The organism is Brevibacillus brevis NBRC 100599 (genome assembly GCF_000010165.1).
GTDB classification, from domain to species: Bacteria; Bacillota; Bacilli; order Brevibacillales; family Brevibacillaceae; genus Brevibacillus; species Brevibacillus brevis_D.
This window is the reverse complement of record NC_012491.1, coordinates 283,282-298,183: the sequence shown is the minus strand read 5'-3', so window position 1 is coordinate 298,183 and position 14,902 is coordinate 283,282. Positions and strand designations below refer to the sequence as shown.

Here is a 14,902-nt window from a genome sequence, read left to right as displayed (position 1 = left end):
TGCAAAGTATATTTTCCCTGTTAGTACTTATTTGAAACTTCAGGGCATCAAACAAGTAAAATTTGGAAAACTTCTTTCCGATACAAATAATAACCAAAAACCAGTGATCCGCATTCTGGATTGGCTGCCGTTTTGGCCAACGACTCGATTCATGAAAGGAGGTATCATCATTTATGTTGTCTGTTACACCTAGATACGCCGTAAGCTCGTCTGTCCAGTATAGAAGCCCGGGAATTCACCCACAGACGAAAGCACTAGAGCACGACAGTAACAAAAAGCAGGATCATCTAACGATTAGCCAGCAAGGCCTACAGCTAAGCAGTGGGAACAACTCTCCCAATAAGAATAAGATGCTGCAAAGCCTCATGGAACAAAAGCAAGCGATGCTAGAGAGACGGAACAACTACTATGCGGATGCGGTTGAAAAACTGACAGACCCAAAAGTCATGAAAGAACGACTGGATGAGATGGACAAACAGATCGAGGAAATCGATACGCAGATGAAACTAATTCAGTTGGAAGAACAACGCAAGGCGAGAGGCACGGATGAAGAGCAGAGCAAGGAACAGAAAGCTTCCGATATCGCCCCCAAACAAGATGAATCCCTACAATCCTCCTCTACCCTCCATGCTGTTTTAACGGCAACCCACCATCTCAAGAATATGCACAGTGTAAAACGGGCTCAGATTACCTTGGAATTAGAGGCGAAGGCGTGGGAACCCGCGTCAAAGGACGGAGATTTTACGAAGTCAGAAGAACTGAAGCGGAAGGCAGAAGGCTTGGACGGCAAACTGCTGAAGATGGCTGACGAGATCGACAAAAGGCTTGAAAAATCTCAAGATGCTAATCAGGCAGAGCATTCTTCTAACGACAAGCAAGCAGATGAGCAAAAGAAAAACCCTTATCTGCAAAAGCGAATGGAAAACCAACAAGTGTCTGGATCTACCATCGATTGGATTGCATAACTTGTAAGCGAGAAACCTCCTGCTGCTACACATTGATAGCTCTGGAGGTTTTTTCAGTTTGTTTTCAGAGGAAAATACCGGGAAACCCGGGCGAATGGCTATCAAATTGGCTGTTAAACAGTTGTTTAAAACGACAAAAAGGCCACCCTCAAAGGATGGCCTTCTGCTAACATCGCGTCACCGTCGGAATTGTTCCTTCGAGCCTGTGTCCCTGTGACTGGCGATCAGCGATTGCTGGAGCGTGTTTCGTATGCACCTGGTTTATGTCTAACTCTTTCTTTTAACATCACTTGTAAAATCAGTGCAGCAACGATAGCGATCGCCACGCCACTCATACCTAGCCACGTAATTGACGATAAGGATACTTGATCAACAGCGATGCCTCCAATTCCAGCCCCTGCCGCCATCGCGAGCTGCATCATAGATTGGTTAAGACCAAGCATTACCCCTGAATTATTCGGTGCAATCCGAACTAAATTAAACTGTTGCGTTGGTCCCGAAGACCAAGCGGCGAAGGACCATAATACCAAGATCGCGATCACCGTAAACGGTTCATGTGAGATAGATACGGTAATGGAGAGCAAAATGAGAGCTGCAACATGCAGAAGCATTCCACCAAGTAATGTAGGAGATACTCCCCATTTGTCCGTACTGTAACCACCGAATTTGGAACCGATCAGACTAGCTAAACCGAACGCCAATAAAGCGCTACTCAACAAATTTTCACTTATATCAGCGGCTTCGAGAAGATAAGGAGATATATAAGTATAGGCAATGGAATACCCACCCAGCCAAAAGAACGTAACCGATAAACCAAGCCCGACTTTCGGGTTTTTCAACAGTGCTAATTGCTTCGAAAGAGGTACGGGTACATCTCCTTTTACTTGTGGGATCGTGCGGGACAGGACAACCATCGCCAAAAGACCTGCAATTGCAATAAACCCGAATACAGATTGCCATTCAAATGCGGCTGCCGCCACTCGCCCAAGGGGAACACCGATAATTAAAGATGCTGTAAATCCCATAATGACAGTTGCGATCGAACTTGCCTGCTTGCCTTCAGGAGAGATCTTTGCCGCGATATCTAATGCAGTCACAACCACCATTCCAGCACCTATAGCCATGATCACACGGGCCATAATAAAGAATTCAAACCCCTGAAGAGCGAACGACAGTATATTGGCAACTACGAAAATTCCTAGTGCACTAACAAGAAGCCTCCGCCTATCCATTTTCGCCGTTATGGCCATCATCACAGGAGTTAAAATGGCATAAACAAATGAAAATATAGTAACCAGCTGTCCTGCCGCTGTAATGGAGATACCCATCGTATCCGAGATCTTATCCAGAATGCCGGAGATTACATACTCTGAAGTACCCACTAAAAAACTGACCAATGACAAAAGGTAAACCTTCCACGTATTCGACATGAATTGCACCCCTCGAAATTTAGACATATTAAGATGTGTCGATATAAAACTCGGAATAAAACTGAATACTCCATGAAGCATCCAGTCTTATTCGATCATATTTGACTGCTAAAAAAAGCGCCTATTTCACGTATTTTTTCCTCGTCCCTGGTATAGTACGTATATTTCCCAATACGCTCCGTCTTGATTAGCCCAGCGCGTTGGAGAATGGACAAATATTGGGACGCAGTTGACTGAGTCATATTCAATTTCTCAGTTATTTGACTGACGCATACCCCGATCGTTCTCATATCCACTCCTTCATGGGGTATAAAATGTTTTTCAGGCTCTTTTAACCAATGTAGAATTTGGAGTCTAGACTCGTTGGACAGCGCTTTAAAAATTTCAATTGGATCCATACGCATTATTATATCGGGAATTGTCGATATGTCAACAACTCTGATTCGAATGAGAGAAGCGATGTTCGACCTTGTGACACCAAATCCCGCCATTATGGTTGAAGGAGTTCATTGAGACAAAAGCGAATTCATACATACATTTTTTTCCACAAGGGAGTGTTTTGTTCATGCTCAAAAAAAGTATGGTTTCTGCTTTGGGTCTATTAGTAGCAACAATGTCTCTATCCATTCCTACCCAGGCTGCTGAACTCACAACACCTTCTCAGGAAACGCTACTTCGAAATAAATCTACCGACTCTCGTAAAGTATCAGGAATAACTAGTGTTAGTTTTGGAGCTACAAAGCAGATTTCAAAATCGACTCCGATTCCCCCAGATTGGGTCATTACAACAGTAATGAGTGACTACTACGTCATCCAATATGTAGGTGGAGCAAGTTTGGGTCAAACAGTACAAACTGTTAGAACGACCCCCATTCCAAAGGACTGGGTGATCACTGTTGCAACAAGCGATTTCTTTGTATGGAAGTATGTGGGAGGTGCTAGTTTCGGATATAAAGTTCAGACCGCAAAAATAACCCAAGTTCCAGAAAACTGGGTGATCACTCTGGCAACATCGGATTTTTATCAACTGATGTATGTAGGAGGGGCAAGTTTTGGGCAGAGAGTACAGACCGCAAAGATCACTCGAATTCCGGAAAATTGGGTGATCACCCAAGCCACTTCCGATTTCTTTGTATGGATGTACGTAGGAGGGGCAAGCTATGGAACGACAGTGCAGACCGCAAAAACTACCCCAATACCACCAGGTTGGGTCATTACAACCGCTACATCAGACTTTTATATCCTTACTTATAAAGGATAGTCGTGCTCAGATTAAACTTGCCTAATAGCAATGACACCCACCCGTGAGAGCGGGTGGGTTTTTTCAAAGATTCCGTCATTACTGGCTCAACGAATCAAGCGAAGTGCGAACATGATTGGCAAACGAATAGTTATTTCTAGCATCCCAGTTGATAGACCAGGTCATAACTCCTTGGAACTGAGGATAACCAGCTAGATTTTGGAGTTTGTAGGTTCCCCCAAAAGACGTACCCTTTACCAAATAGTGAAGGGCTTTCTGGATATCGGCAGGAGACGTATAGCCTCCCCCGGCAGCACTTGAAGCAGAAGGCAGCCCGATCGCGACTTGGTTTTCCCTCAAGGCTGGAAACATGTTGTTTGGATTCCGCCCGATAGGGAATCCTTTCAATAGCATTTCTGCCATCGCTACTTGAAAATCAGCCGTTCCTTGTTGATACGTACGGCCATCCAATGCTTCTAGCGCTCCAGAATTATAGTGCTGAACGTGGATATAATTCATCCGGTCGCGAAGGGCATGAATCACAGGCAGATAAGCGCCCCACGGCCCACCATAGGCAGCGTAACCTCCTTGGACATAAGCCGTTTCTGGCGCCATTGTCAAAATGAAAGATGGGCCAAATGTATTCGTGATCGTCTGAGTCGCTGCGATCAAGTTTATAATTTTGGGCGTTGTCGGATTTCTAAAATCAGTGTCCCCCGCATTTAGCGACAAGGAGCTTCCTTCCAGATCAATATCCATACCATCAAACCCGTACGTTTGAATAATCGAGGTCATCGAGGTAATAAAACTTTGTTTGGCTGCTTCCGTCGTCAGCTCGACTGTACCATTCGCTCCGCCAATCGAGATGAGGACCTTCTTCCCCTTTGACTGTAACAAGGCGATATCCGACTTAAATTCCTCAACGGATGCATTGAACGGCACAAATCCCATTGTCGCATGATCGCCACCGACTGGTTCAGCGAACGCAACATTGATTACATCGTATTTATCTGAGACATCTCTTAGCTTGAGTACTGTTGAACCATTGTCAAAATTATGCCAGTAGCCAATCAAAACTCGTTTGGACACCGGTTCATTCGGGGATGTAGATAAAGTGGTTACCGTTATCGAGGCGCTGGGTGGGGATACATTACCTGCGGCATCTTTTGCCTGGATCGTGAATGAATATGTCGTATTCGCTAGAAGCCCTGTCACGGTATAGGATGGTGTACTCGATATACCAGCGAGTGTATCTCCGTTGTAGACGAGATACTCCTTAACAGCTCTATCATCCGTAGAAGCTGACCAAGACAAGCTAACTGAACTACTCGTTTTCCCTACTTCACTAAGATTTGTGGGAGACGTAGGTGGAATGGTATCGGGAGCAGAGGGACCTTGCGGCTGCCACAGTGTCGGTACGTTAGGCGGTTCCCACCCGACAAGCGATGTATGAGCAAATGTACATTTGTAATCTTGCTCTTGATACGTAACCATGTCTCCTACCTTGTATACGGTGTTGGGAGTCCACGGTGTCATGGCGTGAGAAGAATGCGGGAATAGCGAAAAAATTAAGAGAAGCGATAGTACTACCAAAACTCCTGCTTTTCTCATCAAAAAATACATCAAACAAAGCCTCCTTCATTTTTACTTGTGCAAAAAAGATGCCTCATACAAATGAGCTAATATAAAGATATACTTATATTTGGAAAAAATGTATTTTTTTGAATAACATATCCATCAAGAAAATCTCTATCGGCATTGACAACGTTTTCACAGAATAATAGAATACACTTACGACAAGTTAACTATGATGGAGATTCGGAGACTCATACTTTTTGGCACTTTCATTTTTGAAAGCGCCATTAAAGTATGGGTTTTTTTACGTGCATCTCCGTCTTTGTTAGAAATCATCAAGGGGGAGGAATATGATGCTCAAACTGTTTAAGCCTGCACCGCCGATTGACAGATTGCCTGACGAACAAATTGATTCTGAGTATAAAAAGCTCAGGCTTCAAGTGTTTCTCGGAATCTTCATCGGTTATGCGGCGTACTATCTCATCCGCAAAAACTTTTCGCTCGCCATGCCTTATTTGATTGAAGAAGGATTTACAAAATCAGAGCTCGGTTTTGCGTTATCCGCCATTTCAATTTCCTACGGGATCAGCAAGTTTGTAATGGCTATTTTTTCAGACCGAAGCAACCCGCGAATGTTCTTGCCTGCCGGTTTGATTCTTTCTGCACTTATTAGTTTATTGATGGGTGTTGTTCCTTACTTCACCTCATCCGTCACGATCATGTTTGTGATGTTGTTCCTGAACGGTTGGTTCCAGGGAATGGGCTGGCCTCCATCCGGGCGTGTGCTCGTACACTGGTTTAGTGTAAGTGAAAGAGGAAACAAAACAGCCATTTGGAATGTAGCCCATAACGTTGGCGGAGGCTTGATGGCCCCTATCGCAGTTGCAGGTGCAGCCATGTTCACCACGTTTTCGGGTAGTGCCGCTTCCGGGTATGAAGGCGTATTTATCCTGCCTGCTCTGGTTGCCATTGTCTTTGGATTCATTACGTATTTCTTAATTCGCGATACTCCGCAGTCAGCTGGCCTGCCGCCTATTGAAGAATATCGCAATGACTATCCAAACAAAGAGAAGAAAACGTTTGAAACAGAATTCTCCACAAAAGAAATCCTTTTCAAATATGTGTTGAACAACAAATGGGTTTGGGCAATCGCGATTGCTAACATCTTCGTCTACTTCGTCCGTTACGGCGTTCTGGACTGGGCGCCGACCTATTTGAGTGAGGAAAAAGGCTTTGATATGAACAAGTCGAGCGTTGCTTACTTCCTGTACGAATGGGCAGGTATCCCGGGAACGCTCCTGTGCGGCTGGCTGTCCGATAAATTGTTCAAGGGCCGCCGTGGACCCGCAGGGTTTGTCTTTATGCTCGGCGTATTGATCGCTGTTCTGGTCTACTGGTTCAACCCACCTGGAAATTCCGTAGTCGATATGATTTGCCTGATCGCTATCGGTTTCCTGATTTACGGTCCAGTCATGCTGATTGGTTTGCAAGCCCTTGATTTTGTTCCGAAAAAAGCTGCCGGAACCGCTGCAGGACTGACTGGTCTGTTTGGTTACCTGGGAGGTACAGTAACAGCGAATGCATTGATGGGGGTTATCGTTGATGCCTCCGGCTGGGATGCAGGATTTATGTTGCTGACAGCTTCGTGCGCATTGGCTGCTCTTGTTTTTGCCTTTACGTGGAATGTACGTGGGCAGGAAGTCGTTAAAAATCATTAAAATAGCAAAAAGAAGGATGAAAATCGTTATGATTTTTATCCTTCTTTTTTATGGAATGAATAACCTGCGTGGTTTTAGCATGGCCTAACCTGAACATTGAATACCACATTTCCCAGCTGATTGGAATAAGAATTGTCATGCTAGAACAAAATAGGACAAGTTCTTTTTACGACTGTAATGAAGCTGCAAAGGAGGAAAACCATGTGGAAAACAATTGTTTCAAATCTTCCTGCCTGGCCAGTTTTTATTCAAGCCGCAGTCGTTTTTCTTGTTCCTTATGCGATTTCAAGATTATTTCATTGGATTCGTACAACGGAGGAAGAGTGATATAGATGGAAAGTATCGCTCCATTTACAGACGATTACCTATCGAATTTAAATCTTATCCGTCAGGAAATCGCCCAAAACGCAGATGTGCATATCCGCGAATTTTCTTTCGGACAGACTGCCAGTCGTGCTTCCATTGTTTTTGTAGATGGGTTATCCGATCGCGATCTCATCGATAATACTATTCTGAAAACGCTCATGAAAGATTCTGTGGCAGTGATGGTACAGGAGAATTCTTCGGGGGACGTTTCTGTATCCAAAGATTTTTTCATCAATCATGTGCTTTCCATCCATGAAATACTGGAATGCCGGGATGTATACGATCTGAGGACAAAAGTATTGACTGGCTTTACGGCACTGTTGATTGAAGGGACCGCAAATGCTCTCCTTCTTAATACCGTAAAAGTAAAAACAAGAAATATAGATGAACCTGTCTCAGAATCTTTGGTTAGAGGCCCTAGAGTAGGCTTCACGGAAACGTTAAGCGAAAATACCGCCCTCTTGCGGAGACACGGTGAAAATGGAGATCTTCTCTTCCTAAAATTTCAGGTGGGAGAGCGTGCAAAAAAAGAGCTGATTATCGCCTATATGAAAGAGATTGCGAATCCCGCGTTGGTTGAAGAAGTAAAAAATCGAATTACGAAAATTAAAATTGACCATGTGCCGGAATCCGGCTATGTGGAGCAACTTATTGAAGATAATTATCTCAGCCCATTCCCGCAGGCGCAGAGCACAGAACGGCCTGACCGCGTCATCAGTGCATTAATGGAAGGACGAGTGGCCATCTTGCTGGATGGTACTCCTTTTGCCTTAATCGTTCCAGTGACGTTCAGCATGCTCCTGCAATCGCCTGAAGACTATTATGAGCGCTGGATTCCAAGCACATTCATTCGCTTGTTGCGCTTTTTCACTGCCTTTTCTTCCTTACTTATACCGGCCCTCTATATTTCCTTTATCTCTTTTCACCAAGGGTTAATTCCTACCGAATTGGCTATTTCCATCATCAGCACTCGACAAGGAGTTCCATTTCCCGCTCTGTTGGAGGCACTGATCATGGAAGTTTCTATCGAGATTATGAGAGAAGCCGGTCTTCGATTGCCGAAACCAATCGGCCCTGCCATCGGGATTGTCGGTGGACTGATTATTGGTCAAGCTGCAGTACAAGCAGGTATTGTCAGCCCAATTATGGTAATCGTCGTGGCTGTCACTGCTATTTCCTCCTTTGCCATTCCGTCATACAACCTAGGTATTTCCTTACGTCTCATTCGGTTTTTGGTCATGTTCTCAGCAGCCATGTTTGGATTGTACGGGGTGATTTTGTTTTTTCTCTTGCTTACGAGTCATTTGGTAAAACTAAAAAGTTTTGGTGTACCTTATGTTACTCCTGCTGTCCCCTATCGGTTAAGGGATTGGAAAGATTTTATGGTGCGCATGCCACTCATGATGATGAAACGCCGTCCAAAAATGCTGCATACGAAAGAGCCGACTCGCAAAGGATAGCCACTCAGTATAGTAGGTGAAGCCCAAAATGTTACCCACCCGAAATGATCGGATCACCACCTCGCAAACAGCAGTGATCATCATCAACTTTATATTGGGAGCGGGAATCCTTACCCTGCCTAGAATCTCAGTGGAAAAAGCAAAGACACCGGATGTTTGGATAAGTGTCATCATTGGCGGTTTACTCGCGATGCTCGCTGGAATAATCATTGTAAAATTAAGCCAGCGCTTCCCTGAGAAAACGTTTTTTGAATACAGCCAGGAAATTGCAGGGGAATGGGTTGGAAGGATGCTCAGCCTTCTGATCATCTGTTATTTTTGTATGACCTCATCTCTTCAAGTCCGATCTATGGCTGAAGTAACAACCTTTTACTTGCTGGAGAAAACCCCAATGTGGGCCATTGTTATGGTATTTTTGTGGGTTGCTCTTTATCTTGTCATAGGTGGCATCAATTGTCTCGCCCGTATGCTTGAGATTATCTTGCCAATTACTGTCCTCTTTTTTTTGGTGGTTTCCTTGATGAGCATAAAAATTTTTGAAATCGATCATCTTCGTCCCGTATTGGGGCTGGGGTGGAAACCGGTGTTCGATGGGATTAAACCAACTGCGCTCGCCTATACCGGTTTTGAAATAATGATGATTATAGTGGTATACATGAGACAGCCAAACAAAGGTGTGAAAGCCGTTGTGGTGGGAATTAGCGCCTCGTTGATCTTTTACCTGATGACAGTCGTGATGGTCATTGGGGCGTTTTCAATCGATGGAGTCGTCACAAGGACATGGCCGACCATTGATCTCATACGAAGCTTTGAAATTACCGGTTTACTCTTTGAACGGTTTGAATCGTTGCTGCTCGTATTATGGATTATGCAAATCTTTTCTACTTTCACGTTGGCTTACTACTCAGCCGCTCTAGGCCTCGCCCAGCTCTTCAAGAAAAATATGGAGCCGTTTCTATTCGGATTGCTGCCTGTTATCTACATCATTACGATGACTCCAAAAGAAATCAATAGTGTATTTGCACTTGGAGATTTTGTGGGCGATGCAGCCTTTTTCTTATTTGGTGTAATGCCCCTTCTCCTTCTTATTATTTCTGGCTGGAAGGTGGGTAAGCATGAAGCAAAGTCATCATCGTGAGAGGCTCCTCCTCTTGACATCGTTATCTGTTTTCCTGCTCTTCTTACTGACCGGATGCTGGAGCAGCAACGATATCGACAAGATGGGTATGGGCATCGGTTTGGCATTGGATGCCAGCAACAAATCAAATGTTGAAAAAAAGCTGGAAAAGCAGGGAAAGAGCCCCCCTCACGTTGACACAATCACCATGACCTATCAATTTATTAACCCAAAAGCAACAAGCAAAGAAAGCAGTTCGGCAGGACCACAACAAAAAGCATATTTGAATGCGTCCCAAACTGGTGAATCTATCCTTCCAATCATCCGTGAATTTTCATTAAGCCATGATACCCCCTTGTTCAGCCCACACTTAAAAGTAATTGTGATTAGCGAGGCTCTGTTACACACACATCGTTTGGAATCTTTGCTGGATCTATTTCTGCGAGATAATGAAATACGTCCAAGCTGCTTGTTATTGGTTAGTAACGGGAATGCCCGCGATGTCTTGGAAACCAAAAAACCGGGAGAATTGCCAGCACTCAATTTGCTTGGAATCGTAGATAACCGAAACCGAACAGCCAAAATTTTACCTCCTGTGTCACTCGCCAAATTAACGGCCAAGTTGAATTCCGAGTCAAGCTTTCTCTTGCAAAATGTTGCCGCTTCTAACAAGGAAGTGAAGTTTGAGGGGGCAGCCGTGATCAATGGAAAGACAAAAAAATGGGCGGGATTTTTAAACGAAATGGATTTGGAGGGCATAACGTGGATAACCGGAAAAGGTAAAGGAGGGCTAGTGAGAAGCCTTGACAAGGAGACAGGTCAACTGATCATCTATGAGATCGAAACCATGGAGAGCAAAATCACTCCCCATGTTGACGGAAACAAGATTTCCTTTGATGTGCATATCAATTCGAAGGGACGCTTGTCTGAAAATTGGGTGTTGAACGCAAATCCTTTTGAAAATGAATTCCTAAAAAGGGTGGAAAAAGCGGCTGAATTGGAAGTACGGAAACTGGTCAAGAATGTCACAGCAAAAATGCAAAACCATTTCCATGCGGATGTTGCCGGATTCGGAGAACGTTTGCGAATCGAGTATCCAAAAACGTGGGAGAAAGTAAAAAAAGATTGGGACCAAACATTCAGCACCGTACCCATCACTTACTTCGTAAAGCTTACCACTACTGATTTCGGCGCATCAGGGCCTAGCAAGTGAAGCTTCCTTTCGTTCTGTTATCCATTAATTGCGATTGGAGTAAGATGCCCCCTCTCCCCTTACTCCATTCCCTCTTCGTATGAATCACTTAACTTCTGCTATGACCATACCGTCCAGCGACTTTTACAGACCATATGTTGCAAACGCTGAAATAAGGTGTTATATTAATTGACGTATCAATCATTGATGCGTCAATTATTCCTATTCATATTGCCCCCGGGAGGCATTTTTCATGACACGCAAGGAATTTGAAGAGGAGCAAATACTGAATCTGCTCATCGGATTAACCAATAAAATAAGTCCCAAGTTCGAACGCTGTACCGGAATCAGCTCTACTCGTCTCGCAATCTTGCAAATCCTTTGCGAATGCAACGAAATCAATCAGTCCCAGCTACAAAAGCACATCAATATCGACAGTGCTGCCATTACACGCCACCTGAAGCAACTGGAAGTGGATGGCATGGTGACCCGACACAAAAATCCAAATGATAACCGCGAAACCTTCGTTCGTCTATCCGAAGAAGGCCATCATCGGATTGAAGGGTACAAAAGCGAGAAACGAAATTTTATCCAGCAGATTCTGGAAGGCTTCAGCGAGGATGAAACTCAGGTCTTAACTGATTTTCTCAAACGGATGCAAAACAACATTTGATTGTTCCAGAAAGGAGTCTTTTTACATGAAAAACACCGTACAAAGAACAAATGATTTTCGTGAAATCACGTTCGGTCGTCGTTCTGTCAAACTTTATGATCCTGAAATAAAAATCAGTCGCGAGGAAATGATTGAAATTTTAGCGGGAGCCACACGTGCTCCATCTTCAGTCAACATGCAGCCTTGGCGCTTTGTGGTGATCGAAAGTCAAGAAGGGAAAGAAAAGCTTGCAGAGCTGGCACGCTTCAACAAAACGCAGATACTCACCTCTTCCGCCGTCATTGCCGTATTCGTCGATATGAATAATGCGGAATATATGGACGAGATATTTGGAAAAGCTGTCGAGCTCGGATACATGCCGCAGGACGTGAAGGACATGCAGCTGAAAGCCGTAAAGCCTTACTATGCCAATCTACCAGCTTCTGACCTGCGCGATGTTAATTTTATCGATGCCGGGCTCGTATCCATGCAATTGATGCTGGTTGCCCGTTCATTCGGCTATGACACGAACCCGATCGGCGGCTATGAAAAGGATCAAATAGCAGAAGCGTTGGATTTGGACAAGGATCGTTATCAACCGATCATGCTGATCAGTATCGGGAAAGCAGCCAAGGAAGGATACCCCTCTTACCGTCTCCCTGTTGAGACAGTGACAACCTGGAAATAATTCGAATTCGTTGGAAGAAAGGGAGAAAACCATGCTTATTATACATGCCCATCTGCAAGTGATACCCGCACAGGAAGAAGCTTTCCTTCAAGCGGCCAAAGCCTTGGTTGCTGCAAGCCAAGCGGAAGAAGGAAATGTAGGATACACCCTTATGAAAAGCACAGAGCAAGAATATCACTACACCATGGTAGAAAAGTGGAAGGACGCTGCCGCAGTAGCAGCCCACAATGCAAGCGCTCATTTTCAGGCTTTTGTGAAGCAAGCTCCCTCCTTTTTTGCAGCAGCTATGGAATTGGAAGTATTCGCAGGAGAGCCTGTGAAGTTGTAATTTGTCATTCTGACGTACGGAAAAACAGTGAGGTTGGTCCTGCGATCAGCCTTGCTGTTTTTTGTCCAGCAGCACATGAAACGGGTAATAGCAATGAAACTATTTGTTGACAGCGCTTTCATTATCCCTTACATTAGTAACCAATATAATATTTTTGTGATGGAGATCAGGAGATTCACAATATTTCATTTGGTATGGTTTAACCTACCAGTGGAATTTGTGGATCTTTTTTTCATCCAAATGGAGGAGGCAGAACATGAAAAAACTAGTTACATCCCTGGCAGCCGCTCTCGCTATTACAACAAGCTTTGGAAGCGTATCCTTTGCCGAAGCGGATAAGATTGTCATCGCCCACCGCGGAGCGAGCGCATACTTACCAGAACATACGCTGCCCGCAAAAGCGATGGCTTACGCGATGGGAGTCGACTACATCGAACAAGACGTGGTCATGACAAAGGACAACAAACTGCTCATCATGCACGACCATTATCTGGACAGTGTAACCAATGTAGCGGAGGTCTACCCTGATCGAAAACGAAAAGACGGCAGGTACTACGTTATTGATTTCACTCTTGACGAGATCAAGAAACTGAAGACAACAGAGGTCTTCACAGTGGAAAACGGCAAACAGGTACAAGATTATCCGGATCGCTTCCCACTCTGGAAATCCAACTTCAGTGTTCACACCTTGGAAGAAGAGATTGAACTGATCCAGGGTATGAACAAAAGCACGGGTCGTAACGTAGGGATTTATACGGAGATCAAGGCTCCTTGGTTCCACAGACACGAAGGAAAGGACATCAGCCTCGCAGTGCTGCAGGTGCTGAAAAAGTACGGCTATGTGTCCAAGAATGACAAAGCGTACATACAGACTTTCGACCCCAATGAAGCAAAACGGATTCGCACGGAACTCTATCCACAATTGAATATGAACGTGAAGCTTGTACAGCTCATGGCGGAAACGGGCTGGAACGAAACCATGAACTATGAAAACGGTAAGGCCGTTCCCTACAACTACGATTGGATGTTTGAAAAAGGGGCGATGAAAGAAATTGCGAAATACGCAGACGGCGTAGGGCCATGGAAACCGATGATCATCAAAGAAGAGTCGACGAGAGACCACCTGATCATTACCAATCTTGTCAAAGAGGCTCATGAAGCTGACCTGGACGTGCATCCATACACCTTCCGCGCGGATAAAGGACAAATCCCTGCCTATGCAGCAAGCTTCGAGGAGCTGCTCGATCAGTTCTACTTCACAGCAGGAGTTGACGGGGTGTTTACGGACTTCCCTGACCGTGCCGTTGATTTTTTACGAAGAGCGGAGTACCAAAGTAAAATGTCCAAAAACCAGCGTAGCTGACACAGACCGCAAAGTAACTTGAAAACATGAAAACACATCAGTAACACTAAAACGCCGGTATCTTGTACGCTAAGGATTACCGGCTTTACTAATTGTGGGATTCTTTTTGGGGCATAGCAGAGATACGAAATTAGGAGTTTTCAGGTGATTCTTATACATCATTCTAATGGAGGGAAATTCATCGGCATCAAATAAGTATCGTTGTCATCGATATTTAAAGGTGCTATCAGCGTTTTATGGACCACTCGGGAGAAGGTCATGCTAAACGCATCTATCTAGTAAGAAAGGTTGGTGTGGCAGTAATGAAGAATAAAAGTCAACCTTACACGGATTTTAGAGAAATGTACCGCGATATCGATGTCGCAGCAGAAGCTTACTACAACGAGTTTTTCCATGCCTACAAGACGGATGGGCGATTCCCCGAAGTATATACGATCGAGCAAACGAAAAGAGCTTCTAGTGCCATTCAACTTCTTCAACTCTTGGAATGGGAATGGAACCCGGTTCGTTTACTGGCATTACTATCGACAGTAGGTGCTGCCCTAGGAATCGGACGCCCTATACCTGTTTATGATTTTTGTTCAATGATTGAAGGTGCGGCGCTAATAGGTACTCCATATTTAGACTACTATACTAAAAAGAAAGACATTCTAATGGCTACGTTGGAGATGTTTGCAAATGAGGAGCCATAGAAGTTAAAAAGTACGTTATACCGTTAAACCCCGCCTCGACTCTGATAGAGCTTGTGGCGGGGTTTCGCAATTGTAGAGTGCAAATTACTAACAAACATTCATCTAACACTTTGTTT

The 14,902-nt window shown here is 44.4% G+C and carries 15 protein-coding genes; 12 read left to right on the top strand and 3 right to left on the bottom strand.

Features of this window, described 5'->3' with window-relative positions; all coding sequences use genetic code 11:
- Nucleotides 1-173 precede the first annotated feature (173 nt).
- Complete coding sequence (locus BBR47_RS01795; protein ID WP_012684047.1) at nt 174-965, top strand: hypothetical protein; 792 nt, start codon at nt 174-176, stop codon at nt 963-965.
- A gap of 224 nt (nt 966-1,189) precedes the next feature.
- On the opposite strand, the gene BBR47_RS01790 is transcribed toward BBR47_RS01795, so the two are convergent.
- Together BBR47_RS01790 and BBR47_RS01785 are read right to left on the bottom strand one after the other, a co-directional pair.
- Entirely contained in the window at nt 1,190-2,395 is a 1,206-nt protein-coding gene (locus BBR47_RS01790) for an MFS transporter (RefSeq protein WP_012684046.1), read from the bottom strand.
- A 95-nt stretch (nt 2,396-2,490) separates the two neighbouring features.
- Nucleotides 2,491-2,793 (bottom strand): ArsR/SmtB family transcription factor, encoded by a 303-nt coding sequence (locus tag BBR47_RS01785; protein WP_041749761.1) that lies wholly within the window; start codon nt 2,791-2,793, stop codon nt 2,491-2,493.
- A gap of 167 nt (nt 2,794-2,960) precedes the next feature.
- On the opposite strand from BBR47_RS01785, the gene BBR47_RS01780 reads away from it, so the two are divergent.
- Nucleotides 2,961-3,656, top strand: a complete 696-nt coding sequence (locus BBR47_RS01780) for a hypothetical protein (RefSeq protein ID WP_012684044.1) — start codon at nt 2,961-2,963, stop codon at nt 3,654-3,656.
- Nucleotides 3,657-3,734: 78 nt separating this feature from the next.
- Here the strand turns inward: BBR47_RS01780 and BBR47_RS01775 are convergent, their stop codons facing one another.
- Entirely contained in the window at nt 3,735-5,258 is a 1,524-nt protein-coding gene (locus BBR47_RS01775) for a chitinase (RefSeq protein ID WP_041749203.1), read from the bottom strand.
- 305 nt (nt 5,259-5,563) lie between these two features.
- Between BBR47_RS01775 and glpT the strand changes: the two genes are divergently transcribed.
- From glpT to BBR47_RS01730, 10 genes are all read left to right on the top strand, one after another.
- A complete protein-coding gene (glpT, locus tag BBR47_RS01770) occupies nt 5,564-6,928 on the top strand; it encodes a glycerol-3-phosphate transporter (protein ID WP_012684042.1) in 1,365 nt (454 codons plus the stop codon).
- 201 nt (nt 6,929-7,129) lie between these two features.
- Entirely contained in the window at nt 7,130-7,255 is a 126-nt protein-coding gene (locus tag BBR47_RS31750) for a hypothetical protein (RefSeq protein ID WP_012684041.1), read from the top strand.
- 5 nt (nt 7,256-7,260) lie between these two features.
- A complete protein-coding gene (locus BBR47_RS01765) occupies nt 7,261-8,754 on the top strand; it encodes a spore germination protein (protein ID WP_012684040.1) in 1,494 nt (497 codons plus the stop codon).
- 28 nt (nt 8,755-8,782) lie between these two features.
- Nucleotides 8,783-9,892 carry a spore germination protein gene (locus tag BBR47_RS01760; protein WP_012684039.1) on the top strand — a complete coding sequence of 370 codons (1,110 nt, stop codon included), beginning with the start codon at nt 8,783-8,785 and terminating at the stop codon, nt 9,890-9,892.
- On the top strand, nt 9,870-11,084 hold the full coding sequence (locus BBR47_RS01755; RefSeq protein ID WP_012684038.1) for a Ger(x)C family spore germination protein: 1,215 nt from the start codon (nt 9,870-9,872) through the stop codon (nt 11,082-11,084). The genes BBR47_RS01760 and BBR47_RS01755 overlap by 23 nt, the downstream gene beginning before the upstream one ends.
- A 232-nt stretch (nt 11,085-11,316) precedes the next feature.
- The gene (locus BBR47_RS01750; protein WP_012684037.1) at nt 11,317-11,736 is read left to right on the top strand and encodes a MarR family winged helix-turn-helix transcriptional regulator; all 420 of its coding nucleotides are present in this window, start codon (nt 11,317-11,319) and stop codon (nt 11,734-11,736) included.
- A gap of 25 nt (nt 11,737-11,761) precedes the next feature.
- Complete coding sequence (locus BBR47_RS01745) at nt 11,762-12,403, top strand: nitroreductase family protein (protein WP_012684036.1); 642 nt, start codon at nt 11,762-11,764, stop codon at nt 12,401-12,403.
- Between the two features lie 31 nt (nt 12,404-12,434).
- On the top strand, nt 12,435-12,731 hold the full coding sequence (locus BBR47_RS01740) for a putative quinol monooxygenase (protein WP_012684035.1): 297 nt from the start codon (nt 12,435-12,437) through the stop codon (nt 12,729-12,731).
- A 256-nt stretch (nt 12,732-12,987) separates the two neighbouring features.
- A complete protein-coding gene (gene glpQ, locus BBR47_RS01735; RefSeq protein WP_012684034.1) occupies nt 12,988-14,094 on the top strand; it encodes a glycerophosphodiester phosphodiesterase in 1,107 nt (368 codons plus the stop codon).
- 302 nt (nt 14,095-14,396) lie between these two features.
- Nucleotides 14,397-14,786 (top strand): hypothetical protein, encoded by a 390-nt coding sequence (locus BBR47_RS01730; RefSeq protein WP_041749759.1) that lies wholly within the window; start codon nt 14,397-14,399, stop codon nt 14,784-14,786.
- The last annotated feature ends 116 nt before the right edge of the window (nt 14,787-14,902 follow it).

Coding starts and splice junctions, on each gene's coding strand:
- BBR47_RS01775 (WP_041749203.1), bottom strand. CDS start 5,258: ATGTATTTTTTGATGAGAAAAGCAGGAGTTTTGGTAGTACTATCGCTT.
- BBR47_RS31750 (WP_012684041.1), top strand. CDS start 7,130: ATGTGGAAAACAATTGTTTCAAATCTTCCTGCCTGGCCAGTTTTTATT.
- BBR47_RS01750 (WP_012684037.1), top strand. CDS start 11,317: ATGACACGCAAGGAATTTGAAGAGGAGCAAATACTGAATCTGCTCATC.
- BBR47_RS01760 (WP_012684039.1), top strand. CDS start 8,783: ATGTTACCCACCCGAAATGATCGGATCACCACCTCGCAAACAGCAGTG.
- BBR47_RS01745 (WP_012684036.1), top strand. CDS start 11,762: ATGAAAAACACCGTACAAAGAACAAATGATTTTCGTGAAATCACGTTC.
- BBR47_RS01795 (WP_012684047.1), top strand. CDS start 174: ATGTTGTCTGTTACACCTAGATACGCCGTAAGCTCGTCTGTCCAGTAT.
- BBR47_RS01780 (WP_012684044.1), top strand. CDS start 2,961: ATGCTCAAAAAAAGTATGGTTTCTGCTTTGGGTCTATTAGTAGCAACA.
- BBR47_RS01755 (WP_012684038.1), top strand. CDS start 9,870: ATGAAGCAAAGTCATCATCGTGAGAGGCTCCTCCTCTTGACATCGTTA.
- BBR47_RS01740 (WP_012684035.1), top strand. CDS start 12,435: ATGCTTATTATACATGCCCATCTGCAAGTGATACCCGCACAGGAAGAA.
- BBR47_RS01730 (WP_041749759.1), top strand. CDS start 14,397: ATGAAGAATAAAAGTCAACCTTACACGGATTTTAGAGAAATGTACCGC.
- BBR47_RS01785 (WP_041749761.1), bottom strand. CDS start 2,793: ATGGATCCAATTGAAATTTTTAAAGCGCTGTCCAACGAGTCTAGACTC.
- glpT (WP_012684042.1), top strand. CDS start 5,564: ATGCTCAAACTGTTTAAGCCTGCACCGCCGATTGACAGATTGCCTGAC.
- BBR47_RS01790 (WP_012684046.1), bottom strand. CDS start 2,395: ATGTCGAATACGTGGAAGGTTTACCTTTTGTCATTGGTCAGTTTTTTA.
- BBR47_RS01765 (WP_012684040.1), top strand. CDS start 7,261: ATGGAAAGTATCGCTCCATTTACAGACGATTACCTATCGAATTTAAAT.
- glpQ (WP_012684034.1), top strand. CDS start 12,988: ATGAAAAAACTAGTTACATCCCTGGCAGCCGCTCTCGCTATTACAACA.